This is a genomic window from Streptomyces boncukensis (assembly GCF_011045075.1).
Taxonomy (GTDB): Bacteria; Actinomycetota; Actinomycetes; order Streptomycetales; family Streptomycetaceae; genus Streptomyces; species Streptomyces boncukensis.
In genome coordinates this window covers 1-18309 of the sequence record NZ_JAAKZZ010000098.1, presented here as the reverse complement: position 1 = coordinate 18309, position 18309 = coordinate 1, and the positions used below count along the sequence as shown (strand labels likewise).

Sequence of the window (18309 nt, the reverse complement as noted above, 5' to 3'; positions counted from 1 at the left end):
GCTCCGGCCCGGCCGCCGCCTGCCCGGCCCGCTCCAGACCGGCCTGCTCCAGACCGGCCGCCTCCGCCCCGTCGAGCAGGGCCCGGACGCCGGGGGCGCGCTCCGGGCCGCGCTCCGGGCCGCCGAACGTCCAGCCGAGCAACGCGCCGTAGAACCGCTTCCCCCGCTCGACGTCGGGCAGCCCGACATCCGCCCAGCAGGGCTCCCCCTCCGCGAAGTGCCGTGCGCTCGCGTCCATACCTCGCCGCTCCTCCGTCCCACCGCCCGCGCGGGGCCCCGGTGCCGGGCGTGTGCCCTGCCTGAGAGTGTCGCCGACGCCACTGACAGCCGGGCCGCACCCGTTTGCACGCGGAGGAATCGCGGGGAGATCACCCCTCGGTAAGCTGACGGCATGACAGGACAAGTTCGAACCGTCGACGGCCGGGTGGCCGGGCGCCGCGGTCAGGCGACGCGGCAGAAGCTGCTCGACTGCCTCAGCGAGATGCTCAGCTCCTCGCCGTACCGCGACGTCAAGGTCATCGACGTCGCACGGAAAGCGGGCACGTCCCCAGCGACCTTCTACCAGTACTTCCCGGACGTCGAGGGCGCGGTCCTGGAGATCGCCGAGTCCATGGCGAAGGAGGGCGCGTCGCTGACCGAGCTCGCCGCCGGGCGCTCCTGGGTGGGCAAGGCGGGCTGGCAGACCGCGCAGGACCTGGTCGAGGGCTTCCTGACGTTCTGGCGGAAGAACGACGCCATCCTGCGGGTGGTCGACCTGGGCGCGGCGGAGGGCGACAAGCGGTTCTACAAGATCCGCATGAAGATCCTCAACTCCGTGAACAACTCCCTGGCCGACGCCATCAAGGACCTGCAGTCCAAGGGCAAGGTCGACAAGGACGTCAACGCCAACGCGGTCGCCGGCTCCCTGGTCGCCATGCTCGCGTCGGTCGCGGGACACCAGAAGGGGTTCCAGAGCTGGGGCGTCAAACAGGCCGAACTGAAGCCCAGCCTGGCCCTGCTGGTCCACCTGGGCGTCACGCAGAAGAAGCCCGTCAAGTAGCGCGCCCGGCCGGCGCGTCCCTGCGCTCCAGCCGGAAGATCCTCAGCTGCCGTTCCACGCGCGCCTGGTACGCCGCGTAGGGCGGCCAGAACTCCCGCAGCCTCTCCCACGCCTCCTGCCGTTCCGCCCCCTCCAACTGGCATGCCCGTACGGGGATGTCCGTACCGTTCCAGCTGATGACGGCGTCCGGACAGTGCCGCAGGTTCGCGGTCCAGGCCGGGTGCCCCTGCCTGCCGAAGTTGCTGCCGATCACCAGCCAGCTTCCGCCCTCCCGCTCCGGCATGCACGCGAGCGGCGTGCGGCGCGGCCGCCCGCTCCTGGCGCCGGTCGACATGAGCACGAGGCCGGGCAGCATCCGCGTGCTGAGCATGGCCCTGCCACCGGTCAGCCGGTGCACCGCGCGGTCCAGCGCCGGCACGACGTACGGCGCGACCCTGGCGAAGGTCCGTGTGGCGGAGACCCGCTGGATGGTCTTCGTCCTGTGTGCCATGGCTCCTCCACTCCGCTCGGACGGACACTTCCCGCACGCGCCGGACGGGCACACCGTCCGCACCCCGGACGGGCGTGCGTCAGGCGGGCGTGCGTCAGGCGGGCGTGCGTCAGGCGGGCGTGCGTCAGGCGGGCGGTACGGCGGCGAGTGCCGCCACCGCGCTGTCGGCCGCCGTTCGGCCTCCGCTCAGGCCCGCCCGCTCGGCCGCCGCGGTGCGCAGTCTGTGCACCGGTCCGAAGAGCAGCTCGTCCCCGGCGGCGCGCTTGAAGTAGAGGTGCGCCTCGTGCTCCCAGGTGAAGCCGATGCCGCCGTGCAGCTGCACCGCCTCGCCCGCCGCCAGCCGGAGCGCCGTCAGGCCCTGCGCGAGGGCGAGCCCGCCCGCCGTACCGGCTTCGGCCTGCGCGTGGTCGGCCGCCCAGGCGGCGTAGTACGCGGCCGACCGCGCGGCGCGCACCTGGACGTGGACATCCGCGAGCCGGTGCTGCACCGCCTGGAAGGAGCCGATCGGGCGGCCGAACTGGTGGCGTGCCTTCACATGGTCCACCGTGCGCGCCAGCGCGCTGTCCGCCGCGCCGACCGCCTCGGCGGCCAGGACGGCGGCGGCCCGGGGGCCCAGCCGGGCGAGCGCCTCCCCCGCGTCGCTCTCGTCGTTCGCTCCGAGCAACTCGGCGGGTGTGTTCCGCAGTTCGACACGGGCGACCGCACGGGTCTCGTCCAGCGCGGTCTGCCGGGCGCGTGCCGTTCCAGGGGCGCTGCCGCGCACCAGGAAGAGCAGGGTCCGGCTGCGCGCGAAGCCGCCCGTGTGGGCGGCGACGAGCAGCAGCCCGGCGGTGTGCCCGTGCGGCACCTGGCCGGCCTCCCCGAACAGCCGCCACCCGCCGTCCGTCCTGCGGGCCTGCATGCCGCCCGCACGGCCGCCGCCCGACCAGCAGCCGTTCGCCGTGCGCGCCGCCTCGTCCCCGGCGGGCGCGAGGCCGAGGGCGCGCGCGAGCGCACCCCCGGGGACGGCGAGGGTGGCGGTGGCCTCCCCGGCCGCGAGGGGCGGCAGCAGCGCTCCGCGCTGCTCCTCGGTGCCGCACAGGGCGATCAGCGGCGCGGCGAGCGCCGAGGTGGCGAACAGCGGCGAGGGCAGCAGCACGCGTCCCGCCTCCTCGAAGGCGAGGGCGAGCTCCACGCTGCCGCAGCCCGCCCCGCCGTAGGCGCAGGGCACCGCGAGTCCGGGGAGCCCCAGCCGGCCCGCGAGGGCGCTCCAGAGCTCCTCGTCGTACCCGGCCGCGGTGCACACGGCGGCCCTGACGTCACCCGGCCCTGACCGCTTGGCCAGCACGTCGCGCAGCGCCGTACGGATCGCCCGCTGCTCCTCGCTGGACGAGGCATCCATCGCCCGCTCCCTCCGGGTAGCTGACGTGACGTCACATCAGGCCACCGATGGTAGGAACCCGGCCCGCGGATGCCCAGGGTCGTTCCGCACGAATCTGATGTACCGTCAGATCCATGTCCGAACGCCGGGTAGCCATCGCCGGGGTCGCACTCTCCGACACCGGCCGCGTCGACCACGCCACCGCGCACGCGCTCCACGCCCAGGCCGCCCGCCGGGCGCTCGCGGACGCGGGCGGCGGCCTCACCCGCGACCACATCGACGGCCTCGCCTCCGCCGGCCTGGGCACGCTGGCCCCCGCGGAGATCGCCGACTATCTGGGACTGCGCCCCGCCTGGGTGGACTCCACCCACGTGGGCGGCTCCACCTGGGAGGTCATGGCGGCGCACGCCGCCGACGCCGTCGCGCGCGGACAGGCGGGCGCCGTGCTGCTCGTCTACGGCTCCACGGCCCGCGCCGACCTGAAGGCCCGCCGCCGTACCGCCGAGCTCTCCTTCGGCACGCGCGGGCCGCTCCAGTTCGAGGCACCGTACGGACACACCCTCGTCGCCAAGTACGCCATGGCGGCGCGCCGCCATATGCACCAGTACGGCACCACGCTGGAGCAGCTGGCCGAGGTCGCCGTCCAGGCGCGCGCGAACGCCGCCTCCAATCCGGACGCCCTGTACCGCGACCCCCTCACCGTGGACGAGGTGCTGTCCGGGCCCCTCATCGCGGACCCCTTCACCAAGCTGCACTGCTGCGTACGGTCGGACGGAGGGTGCGCCGTGCTGCTGGTCGGCGAGCATCTGGTGCCGGAGCTGGCCAAACCGCCGGTCTGGGTGCTCGGGTCCGGCACCGCCGTCTCGCACACCGCCCTGTCCGAGTGGGACGACTTCACGGTCTCCCCCGCGGCGGCGTCCGGGCGGGCCGCGTTCGCCCGCGCCGGGGTCGCCCCCGCCGACATCGACATCGCCGAGATCTACGACGCCTTCACCTATATGACCCTCGTCACACTCGAAGACCTGGGCTTCTGCGCGAAAGGAGAGGGCGGCGCGTTCGTGGAGCGGGGGCGGCTGCTGCGGGACGGCGCGCTGCCGGTGAACACGGACGGCGGCGGGCTGTCGGCCTGCCATCCGGGCATGCGCGGCCTGTTCCTGCTCGTGGAGGCGGTCCGGCAGCTGCGGGGCGAGGCGGGCGACGGGCGCCAGGTCCGCGTGCGGGACGGTTCACCGCCCGCGCTCGCGGTCGCCTCGGGCACGGGCGGCTGGTTCTGCTCCTCGGGGACGGTCGTCCTCGGCCGGGACTGAGCAGCGGGCGGGCGGCGGGCACACGGCGGGCGCGCCGCGGCCGGGGGACGCCCGGCGGGCCCGCTTCCGGTACTCGTACAAACCGCCTGTATACACCATATGTATAGTGCACCGGGTGCTGATCACATCCATACGGTCGAAGACCGCCGGGCCCCTGACCACGGCCCTGCTGTCCACCGCGGCGGCCTCGCTCCTGCTGAGCGGCTGCGCGCGGGTGGACACCACCTCTCCTGCCGAGGCCCGGCAGCATCCGGCCGCCGAGAAGAGCGACGGCAAGAGCCAGAGCAAGCCCGCGCCGGGCGCCGGGCGCCCCGACTGCCGCAAGGCCAAGTGCGTGGCCCTCACCTTCGACGCGGGGCCCAGCGAGAACACGCCGCGGCTGCTGCGCATCCTGAAGCGGGAGGACGTGCACGCGACATTCTTCCTGCTCGGCAAGAAGCACATCACACGCCATCCGGACCTGGTGCGCCGGATCGCCGACCAGGGGCACGAGGTCGCCAACCACACCTGGTCCCACGGCATCCTCACCGACCTGGGGGACGACGACGTACGCGACGAGATATCCCGCGTGCAGCGCCGGGTGCGCCAGCTCACCGGCACCACGCCCCGGCTGATGCGCCCGCCCCAGGGACGTACGGACGAGCACGTCAGCAAGCTGTGCCGGGAGCTGGGCGTCGCCCAGGTGCTGTGGAGCGTGACGGCGAAGGACTACAAGACCACCGACTCCGCGCTGATCAGGAAGCGGGTCCTCGACCAGACCGACCGCGACGGCATCATCCTGCTGCACGACATCTACAAGGGCACGGTGCCCGCCGTCCCCGGGATCATCAAGGCGCTGAAGAAGAAGGGCTACACGTTCGTCACCGTGCCCGAGCTGCTGGCACCGGGCGCGCCGGAACCGGGTAAGGTCTACCGCCCGTAGGCCGTCTCCGGCGGCGCCCCGCGCTCCAGGCGCTGGAACATCACATGCAGCCCGACGAAGCCCTCCACCGGGTGGTGGAAAGCGCCGGGAACGGTGCCGACGATCTCGAAGCCGAGTGAGGTCCACAGCGCGACGGCAGGGGTGTTGCGCTCCACCACGGCGTTGAACTGCACCCCGCGGAACCCCTGCCGCCGGGACCAGTCCAGCATGTCCACGCCCAGCGCCCGCCCGGCTCCGCGCCCGCGGGCCCGGGAGTCCACCAGGAAGCTGCCGCTGGAGATATGCGCCCCGCCGCCCGCGCGGTTGGCGTACATATTGGCCGTGCCCAGGACGGTGCCCCGGTCGTCCACGGCGACGGTCGTACGGCCGGGCGGGCCGACCATCCACAGGGCGCGGGCCGCCTCCTCGCCGATGTCGCGGGGGTAGGGGAGGGCCTCCCCGGCGGCGCAGATCTCCTGGAGGAAGGGCCAGATGGCGGGCCAGTCCCCGGCTGCCGCGTCCCGAACGTCGATGTCCACGACAGCACCCTGCCACGGCTTCCGGCGAGGGAGCGGGTGACGTACGCCACCTCCGGCTCAGCCGCTCCCCGCGGGCCGGAACACCGGCACCGCGAACTCCGGACCATCCGGGCTGTCCGGGCTGTCCGGGCCGCCGGGGGGCTCGGCGCGGAAGTGCACCCGCAGCTCCATTCCCACCCGCAGCCGGGCGTCCGGGCAGTGGGTGACCTCCGTCATCATGCGGGGCCCCTCGGCGAGCCGCACCACCGCCGCGACATACGGGACCCGCTGCCCGAACGGCGGCAGGTCGTTGCGGTGCACCACGGACCAGGTGTAGAGCGTGGCCCGGCCGCTCGCCTCCTCCCAGACGACGTCCTCGCTCCAGCAGCGCGGGCAGAACTCGCGCGGATAGTGGTGCGCCGCGCCGCACCCGGCCGCGCGGCAGCGGCGCAGGAGCAGCCGCCCCCGGGCCGCCGCCTCCCAGTACGGCCGGGTGAACTCGTCTCGCTCCGGCACATCGAACCGCGCCTGACTGCGGACCATGGAAACAGCCACCTCCCGCTCTCCTGCGGTACGCCGGCCCGGCAATCGCCGCCGGACACTTCCTGACGACCCATCAGTTCAGTAATCTGACAGAGCGTCAGTTACGTTGCCAGTGACAGGAGTGGCGAGAACGATGCTCGGATCGACGCGCGGCACCCTCACCACCGGCCCCCGTTCCGCCCGTGTGCTGGCCTGCCCGGAGCAGTCGCCGAACACCCGTCCCGTGCATGCGCGGGCGGGAGAGTCGGCGGACGGGGCCGGCGCCGCGGCAGCGGATGCCGCCCGCACCCAGGACCCCGACGTCAGCGGGCGCCCGCTGCACGCCGCCGTCCCCGACCTGGACCGCTTCTTCCGGCCGGAGAGCGTGGCCGTGGTCGGCGCCTCCGATGCCGAGGGGCGGCCGAACACCGGAATCACCCGACAGCTGTTCGACTGGGCGGAGCGCGTGGGCGCCCGGCTCCACCCCGTGCACCCGCAGCGGAGCACCGTCTTCGGACGGCCCTGCGTCCGCTCCGTCGCCGAGCTTCCCGGACCGGTCGACCTGGCCGTGCTGCTGGTCGCCGACCCGCTGCCCGTGCTGGAGCAGCTTGCGGAGGCCAAGGCCGGGTTCGCCGTCGTCTTCGCCTCGGGGTTCGCCGAGACCGGTGCGGAGGGTGCCGAGGCCCAGCGGAAGCTGGCCGAGGCCGCCGCGCGGGCCGGACTGCGGCTGCTGGGCCCGAACACCAACCTCAACGCCTTCGAGCACTTCCGCGACGATCTCGATGGCCCGGCCATCGCGCTGATCACCCAGTCAGGCCACCAGGGCCGCCCCGTCTTCGCCCTGCAGGAGCTGGGCATCCGGCTGTCCCACTGGGCGCCGACGGGGAACGAGGCCGATCTGGAGACAGCCGACTTCGTCTCGTACTTCGCCTCGCGGCCCGAGGTCGGCGCCGTCGCCGCATATGTGGAAGGGCTCAGGGACGGCCGCGCGTTCCTGCTCGCCGCCGACCGGGCGGCGCGGAGCGGCGTGCCCGTCGTCGCCGTGAAGGTCGGCCGCACCGAGACCGGCGCGCGGACCGCCGCCTCCCACACCGGCAAGCTGACCGGCGCCGACGCCACGGCCGACGCGGCGATGCGGCAGAGCGGCGTGATCCGCGTGGCCGGCCTGGACGAGCTCCAGGACACCGCGGCCCTGCTGGCCCGCGCCCGCCCTCCGCGCGCGGAGGGCGTGGCCGTCTACGCGATATCCGGCGGCACCGGCGCGCACCTCTCGGACCTCGCCGCCGGCGCGGGGCTGACGCTCCCCACGCTGTCGGCCGCGAAGCAGGCGGAGCTCCACCAGTGGATCCCCGGCTATCTCTCCGTGGCCAACCCGGTCGACTGCGGGGGACACCCCGTGGGCGACTGGCGGGGCCGGAAGATCATCGACGCGCTCCTGGCCGACCCGGACATCGGCGTCCTCATCTGCCCCATCACGGGTCCGTTCCCCCCGATGAGCGACAGGCTCGCGCAGGACCTGGCCGACGCGGCGGAGGAGACGGACAAGCTGGTCTGCGTCGTGTGGGGCTCGCCCGTCGGCACCGAGGACGCCTACCGGCACACGCTCCTGGGCTCCTCGCGGGTGGCCACCTTCCGCACCTTCGCCAACTGCGTGAACGCCGTCCGGGCCTACCTCGGGCACCACCGCTTCATCCGCGACTACCGCTCGCCCTTCGACAGCGCGCCGCGCACACCCTCTCCGTCCTTCCGCAAGGCGCGGGAACTGCTCCGGCCGGGCGAGCGGCTCAGCGAGCACGCCGCCAAGCAGCTGCTGCGCGCGTACGGGATCCGCGTGCCGCGGGAGCAGCTCGTCACGAGCGCGGCCGGTGCCGTCCGGTCCGCCGCGCAGGTCGGCTACCCGGTGGTCATGAAGGCGTCCGCCCCGCAGCTCGCCCACAAGAGCGACTACGGGCTGGTGAAGGTCGCGCTGACCTCGGCCAGCCAGGTCCGCGAGACATACCGGGAGCTGACCGAGGTCGCCCGCTGCGAGGGCATCGAGCTGGACGGGGTCCTGGTCTGCCAGATGGTCGACCCCGGCGTGGAGATGGTCGTGGGCGTCTCGCAGGACGCGGTGTTCGGGCCGACGGTCACGGCAGGGCTCGGCGGGGTGCTGGTGGAGGTGCTGCGCGACACCGCCGTGCGGATCCCGCCGTTCGGCGAGGAGGCCGCGCGGGACCTGATCGGCGAACTGCGCGGCAGGGCGCTCCTCGACGGGGTGCGCGGCAGGCCGCCGGCGGACGTGGACGCGCTGGTCGAGGTCGTCCTGCGGGTCCAGCGGATGGCACTGGAGCTGAGCGGCACGGCGCCCGGCCTGCTGGCCGAGCTGGACATCAACCCGCTGGTGGTGCTGGAGCGCGGGCAGGGCGCGGTGGCACTGGACGCGCTCGCCGTCTGCGGCTGACCGCACGGCCGGCGGCCGTGCAGGGAACTGCGAAGGGAATCTGCACACGATGACCTCGACCTCCTCCCCCGAAGCCGCGGGTCCCGGGCGGGAGTCCCGGGAGCGGCCCGTGGACTCCGTTGTAACCCAGGCCACTGACAACGCCGTCCGCTGGCTCGCTCTCGACCGCCCCGAGGCTCTCAACGCCCTCACCTGGGACCAGCGGGAGCGCCTGATCGCACTGCTCGCCGACGCCTCGGCGGACCCGGCCGTACGTGCCGTCGTGCTCACCGGGCGTGGCCGGGGCTTCTGCGCAGGCGCCGATCTCCGAGGCGCCCCCGGCGCCGGGCGCGCGCGGGCGCCAGGGGACGTGGCCCGGACCGTCGAGCGGGGCGCACAGCGGCTCATCGCGGCCGTGCTGGACTGCGAGAAGCCGGTGCTGGCCGCCGTCAACGGCACCGCGGCCGGGCTCGGCGCCCATCTCGCGCTCGCCTGCGACCTGGTGCTGGCGGCCGAGGAGGCCGCGTTCACCGAGGTGTTCGCGCGCCGCGGCCTGGTGCCGGACGGCGGAGGCTGCTATCTGCTGCCGCGGCTGGTGGGGCCGCAGCGGGCGAAGGAGCTGATGTTCTTCGGCGACGCGCTGTCCGCCGCGGACGCGGAGCGGCTGGGGCTGGTCAACCGCGTGGTCGCGGGCGGTGAGCTGACGCAGACGGCGCGCGCCTGGGCCGAGCGGCTGGCGCAGGGCCCCACACGGGCGCTGGCGCTGACGAAGCGACTGGTCAACGACTCGCTGGAGGCCGGACGTTCGGCCTCCTTCGCCGCGGAGGCGCAGGCGCAGGAGCTCAACATGGCGACCCGGGACGCCCAGGAGGGCCTGACCGCGTTCGCGGAACGCCGCCCGGCCGTCTTCGAAGGGCGGTAGGGCGTGCCCGGCGGGCGGGGCGCAGGGCCGGCAAGGAGCGGGCTTCGGCCCTTCCTCTCCGAGGAAACAACGGCTTCAATGGGGGCATGATGGGACACGCCGGAATGGCGGCCACCGCGGTGCGGCTCCTACGGACGGCCGGGGCGCCCTCCGCGCATGCCGACGGCGACGCCCCGCTCCCCCGTCCGCCCCTGCGCGCCGTCCACGAGGACGAGCGCGCCCCCGTGAGCCCGGCCGAGTTCCGGCGCGTGCTGGGGAACTTCGCCTCCGGCGTCACGGTGGTCACCGCCCCCGCCGCCGAGGGTGAGGCGGGCCCGGCCGGGTTCGCCTGCCAGTCGTTCGCCTCCCTGTCGCTCGACCCTCCGCTCGTCTCCTTCATGGTCGCGCGGACGTCCACGACGTGGCCCCGTATCGCCCGCGCGGGCGTCTTCTGCGTGAACATCCTGGCGGCCGGACAGCGGGCGCTGTGCGACGCGTTCGCGGCGCGCGGCGGGGACAAGTTCGACGGCGTCGCGCACGCGCCGTCCCCCGCCACGGGATCGCCGCTGCTGGACGGCGTGCCCGCGTGGATCGACTGCGCGATCCACGCGGTGCACACCGGCGGCGACCACCTCATCGTCGTCGGGCGCGTGCGCGCGCTGGACGCGAAGGACGGGGGCGACGCGGAGGGCGGGGGCCGCGCGCCGCTGCTGTTTCACCGGGGAGTCCTGGGGACGTTCTCGGTGTAGTGCGCCGGGAAGCCCGTCACGCCGGGCGCGAGGTCCGCACGGAGCACCAGGTCGTCGTCGTAGTCGCCGCTCCGCTCGTGCCGGAAGGGGAGCGGTGTGTCCGTGTCCAGTCCGCGCATCCGTTCCCGCAGCGCCGAAGCGCACTCCGTGAAGTCCGCCTGCGTGTACCGGTCGGCGCCGTAGACGACGAAGGGGGGCAGCGTGTCCATGCCGGTGTACCAGAACGTGCCGTGGTGCAGCGGGAAGAGCATGTCGTGCACATGGCCGTGGATACCGCGCGGGCCGAAGCCCGACGCGCGGGCGCCGACCGAGGTGAGGACCATGGCGCGCTTCCCGGCGAGCCCGCCGTCCCCGTAGCGCCGGGTCCGCCCGTGCTCGTCCTTGACGCCGAACGCGAAGCCCTGGACCAGCACCCTGTCGAACCAGCCCTTGAGGATGGCGGGCGGGCCGAACCACCACAGGGGGAAGTGCAGGACCAGGGTGTCCGCCCAGGCGATCTTGTCATGCTCGGCGCGGATGTCCGGGCTGAGCCGCCCGCCGGTGTACGCGTCCTCCTGCGCGTCCCCGATCAGCAGCCGGCCGTCCCCGGCGGACGGGAAGTCCGCGCGGTCCACCGTCGGCTTCCACTCCATGGAGTACAGGTCCGACTCCACGACCTCGTGCCCGTGCTCCCGCAGTGCGCCGATTCCCTCGGTGCGCAGCGCGCTGCCGAGGGAGTGGGGTTCCGGGTGGGCGAATATCCAGAGCACCTTCATGACCACGATCCTGCGGGTACGGGCCACCCGGAACGAGTGGCCGTATTGACAGCGTATGAAAGAATCTGGCCATAATCTGGTCATGAGGACAGGCAGTCAGCGGCCCGGCCGCGACCGGCACCGGGTGGCCGTCCTGGTGCGCCCCGGCGTGATGCCGATGGAGCTCGGGCTGGTGCACCAGCTGTTCGGCTACGCCAGAACCCCGGCGGACGAGCCGCTGTACGAGGTGGTGACCTGCGCCCCGGAACCGGGCACCATCCGCACGGACGCCGACTTCCCGATCCAGGTCGCGCACGGCCCTCGGGCCCTGGAGGAGGCCGGCACGGTGCTCGTCCCGGCGACCCACGAGCCGGACGAGACGGACGGACGGCTGTCCGGGCCGGTCGCCCGCGCGCTGTCGCACATCCGGCCCGGCGCCCGGGTCGCCTCCATCTGCACCGGCGCCTTCGTCCTGGCGGCCGCCGGGCTGCTGGACGGCCGCAGGGCGACCACGCACTGGCGGTCGGTGCCCGAGTTCCGGGCGCACTTCCCGCACATCACGCTGGACCCCGACGTGCTCTACGTGGACGAGGGCGACGTGCTGACCTCGGCGGGCGAGGCGTCCGGCATCGACCTGTGCCTCCACCTCATCCGGCGCGACCACGGCACGGCGACGGCCAACCGCGTGGCCCGCCGCACGGTGGTGCCCCCGCACCGGGACGGCGGGCAGGCCCAGTACATCCCCCGGCCGGTGCCGCCCGAGCAGAGCTCCTCCACCGGCCGGGCGCGCGCCTGGGCGCTGCGCCGTCTGGACCGCCCGATCACCCTGAGCGAGCTGGCGGAGCAGGAGGCGATGAGCGTGCGGACCTTCAGCAGACGGTTCCGCGAGGAGACCGGGCAGACCCCGGTGCAGTGGCTCACCCGGCAGCGCATCGACCACGCGCGGCAGCTCCTGGAGGAGACGGAGCTGAGCGTCGACCGGGTGGCGGCGGACGCGGGGTTCGGTACGGGAGCGTCGCTGCGGCAGCACATGCGGGCCCTGATCGGCGTCTCGCCCCGCGCCTACCGCCGCACCTTCCGGGGGCGGGACGAGCCCGCGTACGACTGAGCGGGACCGGCACGGGCGCGGCCTACCGGGCCGGCGCCGGCTCCGCCCGGCCCTCGCTCCGGATCACCATGGACATCAGCGCCGCGACGGCGCACAGCGCGCCGCAGGCGTACCAGACGACGTCGTAGGAGCCGAACACGTCCCGCGCCATCCCGCCCAGGACGGCGACCAGCCCCGCGCCGATCTGGTGCGATCCGAGCACCCAGCCGAAGACGATCGCGCTGTCGTCGCCGAAGTGCTCCCGGCACAGCGCCAGCGTCGGCGGCACGGTGGCGACCCAGTCGAGGCCGTAGAAGACGATGAAGAAGAGCATCGGCGGGTGCACGCTGGGCGCCAGCAGCATCGGCAGGAACATGAGCGAGACACCGCGCAGCCCGTAGTACACCGCGAGCAGCCGGCGCGCCTCGAAGCGGTCGGTGAGCCAGCCGGACGCGACGGTGCCCACGATGTCGAAGACCCCGATCACCGCCAGCAGCCCGGCCGCGGCCGTCACCGGCATCCCGTGATCGTGCGCGGACGGTACGAAGTGGACCTTGACCAGTCCGTTGGTGGTCGCACCGCAGATCGCGAAGGTCCCGGCGAGCAGCCAGAAGGGCCCCGTGCGGGCCGCTTGAAAGAGCACGTCCAGCGCGCGTCTGCCCGCGCCCCGACGGGGCGGCGGTTTGGGGACGAACTCCTTCGCGCCGTACGGCGCGAGCCCGACGTCCGCCGGGTGGTCGCGCAGCAGCAGCCAGACGAACGGCACCACGGCCAGTGCGGTGAGCGCGACGGTCACGGCCGCGGGGCGCCAGGCGTACTCCTCGATCAGCCAGGACAGCAGCGGCAGGAAGACCAGCTGCCCCGAGGCCCCGGCCGCGGTCAGGATCCCGGTCACCAGCCCCTTGCGGCGCACGAACCAGCGGTTGGTGACGGTCGCCGAGAAGGCGAGCGCCATGCAGCCGCTGCCCAGGCCCACCAGGACGCCCCAGAAGAGCACGAGCTGCCAGCTGGTCGTCATCACGGTCGTGAGCGCCGCTCCGGCGGCGATGGTGGCGAGCGCGCAGGCGACCACCCGGCGGATGCCGAAGCGGTCCATCAGGGCGGCCGCGAACGGTGCGGTCAGCCCGTACAGCGCGAGGTTCACCGAGACGGCGAGCCCGATGGTGCCGCGCGACCATCCGAACTCCTCGTGCAGCGGGTCGACGAGCAGGCCCGGCATGGACGCGAAACCCGCGGCTCCGATGATCGTCACGAAGGTCACGGCCGCGACGCCCCAGGCGCGGTGCGGGCGCGGCCGGCGTCCCCGCGGCCCGCGCTGCCGGGCAGCCGCGGGACGGCCGTCTCTGACGTGGGAATCGGTCGTGTTCGTCACGCAACGAGTCTCCGGAGGCCGGTCACCGCGGACGAGTGGCCGGGAGGCCATGATGTGCGAGGATCGGGCCATGAGCGTCTTCCGGCACCCGGGCCGCCACCGCGTGGCCGTGCTCGTCCGCCACGGCCTCCTGCCCATCGAGCTCGGCATCCCGCACCGGCTGATGGGCCGGGCGAAGACGGCGGAAGGCGAGCCGCTGTACGAGGTGGTGACCTGCACGGCGGACGTTCCGGCGCCGGGCGCGGTCCGTACGGACGCCGATTTCACGGTCAATGTCGCGTACGGCCCCGAGGCGCTGGAGGAGGCCGACACCGTGATCGTTCCGGCGGCGCACGGGAGCGACGAGCCGCACTCCACAGGCGCGCTGGGCAGGAACCTCGCCGACGCGCTCGCCCGGATCCGGCCGACGGCCCGGATCGCCTCCATCTGCACGGGCGCGTTCGTCCTGGCGGCGGCCGGGCTGCTGGACGGCCGCAGGGCGACCACGCACTGGGTGTCCGCCGACCACTTCCGCTCGCTGTTCCCGCGCGTCCGCCTGGAGCCCGATGTGCTCTACGTCGACGAAGGCGACGTGCTGACCTCGGCGGGCGTGGCGTCCGGTATCGACCTGTGCCTGCACATGGTCCGTAGCGACTTCGGGTCCCAGGTGGCCAACGCGGTGGCGCGGCGCACCGTCGTACCGCCGCAGCGCAGCGGCGGCCAGGCGCAGTTCACCGAGCGTCCGGTGCCGCAGCCGGACATCCACACCACCGGCACCGCGCGCGCCTGGGCGCTGCGCCATCTGGACCGGCCGCTGACCCTGCGCGAGCTGGCGGCCCAGGAGGCGATGAGCGTCCGTACCTTCACCCGGCGCTTCCGGGAGGAGACCGGCCTCAGTCCGCAGCGCTGGCTGACCCAGCAGCGCGTCGAGCGGGCGCGGCAGTTGCTGGAGGACAGCGGTCTGCCGGTGGACCGGGTGGCGGCGGACGCGGGCTTCGGCTCGTCCGCGTCCCTGCGGGCGCACTTCCAGGCGGCGCTCGGTGTCTCCCCTTCGGCCTACCGGCGCACGTTCTCCGTCAGAACGTGAGCACTCCGCGTGCCACCCGGCCGCCCCGGGTGTCCTCGGCCGCCTTGTCGAAGTCGGCCACCGGGTAGACCGCGGTGACCAGTTCGTCCAGCAGGAGCTGTCCTCGGGTGTAGAGGTCGGCGTAGAGGGCGATGTCGCGCTGCGGCCGGGCCGAGCCGTAGCGGCAGCCGAGGACCGCCTTGTCCAGGTAGAGCGAGGAGACCTGGAAGGACGCCTCCGCGGCGGCGGGCGGCACGCCCAGCAGCACTGCCTGGCCGTGCGGTCCGAGCAGGTCGATGGCCTGCCGGACGAGCGCGGTGCGGCCGACGCACTCGAAGGTGTGGTCGGCGCCGTCCGGCAGGGCGTCCCGGACGGCCGCGACGGTGTCCGGCACGGCGGAGGCGTCCACGAAGCGGGTGGCGCCGAACTGCCGGGCCACGCCCTCCTTGTCCGGGTTGGCGTCCACCGCCACGATGTGCGCAGCCCCGGCGATCCGGGCGCCCTGGAGGACGTTCAGCCCGACCCCGCCGGCGCCGATGACCACGACCGAGTCGCCCCGCTCCACCCGGGCCCGGTTCAGCACCGCGCCCACGCCGGTCAGCACGCCGCAGCCGATGAGCGCGGCGGAGGTGAACGGGATGCCGTCCGGGATCCGGACCACCTGGACGGCCTGGACGACGGTGCGCTCGGCGAAGGCGGAGACCGCGGCGAAGTTGTGGAGCGTGCCGTCCGCGCGGGAGAACGGCCGCCTGGGCCGGCCGATGGCGGCACGGCACATCGTGGGCCGCCCCCGGGCGCACGCGGCACAGGCCGCGCAGTTCGCGATCGTGGACAGCGCCACATGGTCGCCCGGGGCGACGTGCCGGACGCCCTCGCCCACCTCCTCGACCACTCCGGCGCCCTCGTGTCCGAGGACGACGGGCCGGGGAAAGGGGATCGTCCCGTCGAGGACGGACAGGTCGCTGTGGCACATCCCGGCGGCCCGCAGACCGACCAGGACCTCGCCGGGGCCGGGAGCACGCACCTCCAGGTCGTCGACGACCCGGGCCCCCTCGCCCTCGCAGATGACACCTCTCATGGCTGTTCACTCCCGCGCTAGAAGGGCCGCACTCCCGGCTCCGGTCCGGCTCCCCGCTCGGCTCCGGTCCGGCTCCGGCTCAGGACGGCCAGACGACGGACTGGAGCTCGGTGTACGCGTGCAGCCCGAACGAGCCGCCGTCCCGGCCGACTCCGGAGTCCTTGCAGCCGCCGAACGGCGACTCGGGGTGCCGCTGGACGGTGTTGATGCCGACGCTGCCGCTGCGCAGCCGGGCCGCCAGGCGCCAGGCGCGGCCCGCGTCGCCGCTGAACACGTAGTCGTAGAGCCCGTACCGGGTCCCGTTCGCGATCCGCACCGCCTCGTCGTCGTCCTCGAAGGGGAGGGCGACCACGACCGGGCCGAACAGCTCCTCGCGGGCGATGGCCATCTCGGGGCCGACGTTCACGACGAGTGTCGGGGCCACATAGAAGCCGGTCCGGGGCGCGGGGCGCGCTCCGCCCGCGAGGACCTCGGCGCCCTCGGCGCGCGCTGCCCGCACTCCGGCCTCGACGCGGTCGCGCTGGGCCGCCGAGATCAACGGGCCGACCACGGTTCGCTCGTCCGAGGGATCGCCAACGGTCAGGGACGCCGCGTAGCGTGAAAGGGCAGTCACGAACTCGTCGTAGTGCGAGCGGTGTACGAGCACGCGAGTCGGCGCCGTGCAGATCTGGCCGCTGTGGAAGGCCCAGGTCGAGGCGACCGAGTGCACAGCTGCCGCGCGGATCCTGTCGTCCGCGTCCTCCAGGACCAGTGCGGCGCCCTTTCCGCCCAGTTCCAGCAGAGTCCGTTTCATCGTGCGGCCCGCTGCCGCCGCGATCCGCCGTCCCACGGAGGTGGAGCCAGTGAAGCTGATCATGTCTACGTCCGGATGTGCGACCAGGGCCTCCCCGGTCCCGGCGCCCGAGCCGGTGACCACGTTGTAGAGCCCGTCGGGAAGCCCCGCCTCCTGGAGCAGCGGGCCCAGCTCCAGACAGCCCAGGGGATCCTGCGGTGCCGGTTTGCAGACGACGGCGTTGCCCGTGGCGAGCGCGGGCGCGGCCTTCCCCGCGAGGTTGACCACGGGAAAGTTGTAGGAGGTGATGCAGCCGACGACCCCGATCGGGCGGCGCACGGCCGCCGCGCCGATCAGGCCGCCGGGGGCGAGGGCGCTCGCCTGCACGGGCTGCGGCGCCAGCGGCACCGTGTCGGGCTCCAGGGCGCCGCGCGCGTAGCGGCGGAAGCGCTCGGCGGCCGTGGGCACCTGCATCCCGCGCGCGACCCGCAGGGTGGCACCGGTCTCGGCCTGGATCAGCGGCACCAGGTCCGGGCCCCGCTCGGTGAGCAGGTCGGCGACGCGGTCCAGCACGGCGGCCCGCTCGCGGGGAGGAGTGGCGGCCCAGGACTCCTGGGCCGCTCGGGCGGCCCGCACGGCGGCGTCGATCTCGGCCCCGGCGCCCTCCGGCGCGTGGCCGACCGGCTCCTCGGTCGCGGGGTTGGTGATCTCGTAGTGGCCGTCCTCCGGCTGCCGCCACGCGCCGTCGATCCAGTGCTGATAGGCGCGCGGGGGCGTCGTGCGGGGCGTCGTCGTGCGGGTGGTCGTCGTCACGGGCGTGCCTCCCTCGGCAGGCCCAGCACACGCTGGGCGAGGATGCCGCGCTGGATCTCGTCCGAGCCGCCGTAGAGGGTGTCGGCCCGGCTGAAGAGGAACAGCCGCTGCCAGGCGTCGAGTTCGTAGGGGCTCTCCGGCGACCAGTCGGCCGGGCCGAGGGCCGCCGCGGCGCCGCGCACCCGCATGGCGAGCTCGCCGAGGCGCTGGTGCCAGCCGGCCCAGAGCAGCTTGGCGACGCTGGGGGCGCCCGGGTCGTCCCGGTCGGCGCACGCGCCGTCGCCGGGAGGCGACCGCAGGCCCTCGCGCGGGTCGGCGCCCAGGGTGCTGAGGGCGTTCCAGCGCATGGTCTTCAGCTCGGCCCAGGCGCGGATGAGCTGGTCGCGCAGCACGGGGTCGCGGCGGGCCGCGCCGGAGCGCAGGGCGAGGCGCAGCACCTCGTCCAGTTCGGCGGCGAAGCCGATCTGCTGGACGAGGGTGGACACCCCGCGCTCGCGCGCGAGGAGCCCCGTGGCGACGCGCCACCCGTCGCCCTCGGCGCCGACCCGGTGTTCGGCGCGGGCGAGGGCGCCGTCGAAGAACACCTCGTTGAACTCGGCCGTGCCCGACATCTGGCGGATCGGCCGGACGTCGATCCGGTCCGGCTGGTCCATCGGCACCAGGAGGAAGGAGAGTCCGCGATGGCCCGTGGCGCCCCGCTCGGTGCGCGCGAGGACGAAGCACCAGTCGGCGTCCTGGGCGAGCGAGGTCCAGATCTTCTGCCCGGTGAGCCGATATGCGCCGGTGTTCCCGGGGTCGGGTTCGGCGGCGGTACGCACCCCGGCGAGGTCTGAGCCCGCCTCCGGTTCGCTGTAGCCCTGGCACCACAGCTCCTCGCCGCGCGCGATGGCGGGGAGGAAGCGCCGGCGCTGCTCCTCGGTGCCGTGTGCGAGCAGGGTGGGGGCGAGGAGGTTCTCGCCGATGTGCCCGACGCGTCCGGGTGCGCCCGCGCGGGCGTACTCCTCCGCCCAGACCACCTGCTGGGTGAGGGTGGCGGTGCGGTTGCCGTAGCCGCCGTGCGTACGGTCCCAGCCGAGGCCGATCCACCCGGCGCCGCCGAGCGCACGCTCCCAGCGGCGGCGTGCGGCGATCTCCTCGTGCGCGCTCCCGGAGCGGGCCCGGCGGACCGGGTGCGCGTCGGCAGGCTCCCCCGCTCCCCCTCC

General features: G+C 74.3%; 18 protein-coding genes. 8 read left to right on the top strand and 10 right to left on the bottom strand.

Annotation, left to right across the window (positions count from 1 at the left end):
• Nucleotides 1–238: VOC family protein (locus G5C65_RS39155; RefSeq protein ID WP_478501603.1), on the bottom strand; the 238-nt coding region annotated here is incomplete at its 3' end.
• 153 nt (nt 239–391) lie between these two features.
• Here G5C65_RS39155 and G5C65_RS12400 point away from each other — a divergent pair.
• The gene (locus tag G5C65_RS12400) at nt 392–1039 is read left to right on the top strand and encodes a TetR family transcriptional regulator (RefSeq protein ID WP_165298833.1); all 648 of its coding nucleotides are present in this window, start codon (nt 392–394) and stop codon (nt 1037–1039) included.
• Here the strand turns inward: G5C65_RS12400 and G5C65_RS12395 are convergent.
• Complete coding sequence (locus tag G5C65_RS12395; protein WP_165298832.1) at nt 1032–1529, bottom strand: nitroreductase/quinone reductase family protein; 498 nt, start codon at nt 1527–1529, stop codon at nt 1032–1034. The two genes, G5C65_RS12400 and G5C65_RS12395, sit on opposite strands and share 8 nt — an antisense overlap.
• Before the next feature lie 124 nt (nt 1530–1653).
• Nucleotides 1654–2910, bottom strand: a complete 1257-nt coding sequence (locus G5C65_RS12390) for an acyl-CoA dehydrogenase family protein (protein WP_165298831.1) — start codon at nt 2908–2910, stop codon at nt 1654–1656.
• Nucleotides 2911–3023: 113 nt separating this feature from the next.
• Between G5C65_RS12390 and G5C65_RS12385 the strand changes: the two genes are divergently transcribed.
• Both G5C65_RS12385 and G5C65_RS12380 read left to right on the top strand, forming a co-directional pair.
• Nucleotides 3024–4196: a thiolase C-terminal domain-containing protein gene (locus G5C65_RS12385; protein WP_165298830.1), complete on the top strand. Its 1173-nt coding sequence runs from the start codon at nt 3024–3026 to the stop codon at nt 4194–4196.
• A gap of 115 nt (nt 4197–4311) precedes the next feature.
• Entirely contained in the window at nt 4312–5118 is an 807-nt protein-coding gene (locus tag G5C65_RS12380; protein ID WP_420903303.1) for a polysaccharide deacetylase family protein, read from the top strand.
• Here the strand turns inward: G5C65_RS12380 and G5C65_RS12375 are convergent.
• Together G5C65_RS12375 and G5C65_RS12370 are read right to left on the bottom strand one after the other, a co-directional pair.
• Complete coding sequence (locus G5C65_RS12375; protein WP_165298836.1) at nt 5106–5630, bottom strand: GNAT family N-acetyltransferase; 525 nt, start codon at nt 5628–5630, stop codon at nt 5106–5108. The genes G5C65_RS12380 and G5C65_RS12375 overlap by 13 nt on opposite strands.
• A gap of 63 nt (nt 5631–5693) precedes the next feature.
• Nucleotides 5694–6158: a Zn-ribbon domain-containing OB-fold protein gene (locus G5C65_RS12370; RefSeq protein ID WP_165298829.1), complete on the bottom strand. Its 465-nt coding sequence runs from the start codon at nt 6156–6158 to the stop codon at nt 5694–5696.
• Nucleotides 6159–6291: 133 nt separating this feature from the next.
• On the opposite strand from G5C65_RS12370, the gene G5C65_RS12365 reads away from it, so the two are divergent.
• The 3 genes from G5C65_RS12365 to G5C65_RS12355 all read left to right on the top strand — a co-directional run bounded on the left by G5C65_RS12365 (nt 6292) and on the right by G5C65_RS12355 (nt 10206).
• Nucleotides 6292–8577: an acetate--CoA ligase family protein gene (locus G5C65_RS12365; RefSeq protein WP_165298828.1), complete on the top strand. Its 2286-nt coding sequence runs from the start codon at nt 6292–6294 to the stop codon at nt 8575–8577.
• A gap of 49 nt (nt 8578–8626) precedes the next feature.
• On the top strand, nt 8627–9478 hold the full coding sequence (locus G5C65_RS12360; RefSeq protein WP_165298827.1) for an enoyl-CoA hydratase/isomerase family protein: 852 nt from the start codon (nt 8627–8629) through the stop codon (nt 9476–9478).
• An 89-nt stretch (nt 9479–9567) separates the two neighbouring features.
• On the top strand, nt 9568–10206 hold the full coding sequence (locus G5C65_RS12355) for a flavin reductase family protein (RefSeq protein WP_241265743.1): 639 nt from the start codon (nt 9568–9570) through the stop codon (nt 10204–10206).
• Here the strand turns inward: G5C65_RS12355 and G5C65_RS12350 are convergent.
• Nucleotides 10173–10961, bottom strand: a complete 789-nt coding sequence (locus tag G5C65_RS12350; RefSeq protein ID WP_165298826.1) for an NAD(P)H-dependent oxidoreductase — start codon at nt 10959–10961, stop codon at nt 10173–10175. The genes G5C65_RS12355 and G5C65_RS12350 overlap by 34 nt on opposite strands.
• An 82-nt stretch (nt 10962–11043) precedes the next feature.
• Here G5C65_RS12350 and G5C65_RS12345 point away from each other — a divergent pair, with 82 nt between their 5' ends.
• The gene (locus tag G5C65_RS12345) at nt 11044–12048 is read left to right on the top strand and encodes a GlxA family transcriptional regulator (RefSeq protein ID WP_165298825.1); all 1005 of its coding nucleotides are present in this window, start codon (nt 11044–11046) and stop codon (nt 12046–12048) included.
• 22 nt (nt 12049–12070) lie between these two features.
• On the opposite strand, the gene G5C65_RS12340 is transcribed toward G5C65_RS12345, so the two are convergent.
• A complete protein-coding gene (locus G5C65_RS12340; RefSeq protein WP_420903302.1) occupies nt 12071–13399 on the bottom strand; it encodes an MFS transporter in 1329 nt (442 codons plus the stop codon).
• Nucleotides 13400–13469: 70 nt separating this feature from the next.
• Here G5C65_RS12340 and G5C65_RS12335 point away from each other — a divergent pair, with 70 nt between their 5' ends.
• Nucleotides 13470–14465, top strand: coding sequence for a GlxA family transcriptional regulator (locus G5C65_RS12335; protein WP_165298824.1), 996 nt, complete (start codon nt 13470–13472; stop codon nt 14463–14465).
• Here G5C65_RS12335 and G5C65_RS12330 read toward each other — a convergent pair.
• The 3 genes from G5C65_RS12330 to G5C65_RS12320 form a co-directional block, all read right to left on the bottom strand.
• Complete coding sequence (locus tag G5C65_RS12330) at nt 14455–15522, bottom strand: alcohol dehydrogenase catalytic domain-containing protein (protein ID WP_165298823.1); 1068 nt, start codon at nt 15520–15522, stop codon at nt 14455–14457. The genes G5C65_RS12335 and G5C65_RS12330 overlap by 11 nt on opposite strands.
• A 79-nt stretch (nt 15523–15601) precedes the next feature.
• On the bottom strand, nt 15602–17107 hold the full coding sequence (locus G5C65_RS12325) for an aldehyde dehydrogenase family protein (protein ID WP_165298822.1): 1506 nt from the start codon (nt 17105–17107) through the stop codon (nt 15602–15604).
• The coding region (locus G5C65_RS12320) for an acyl-CoA dehydrogenase family protein (protein WP_165298821.1) at nt 17104–18309 on the bottom strand (1206 nt) is incomplete at its 5' end. The genes G5C65_RS12320 and G5C65_RS12325, both read right to left, overlap by 4 nt.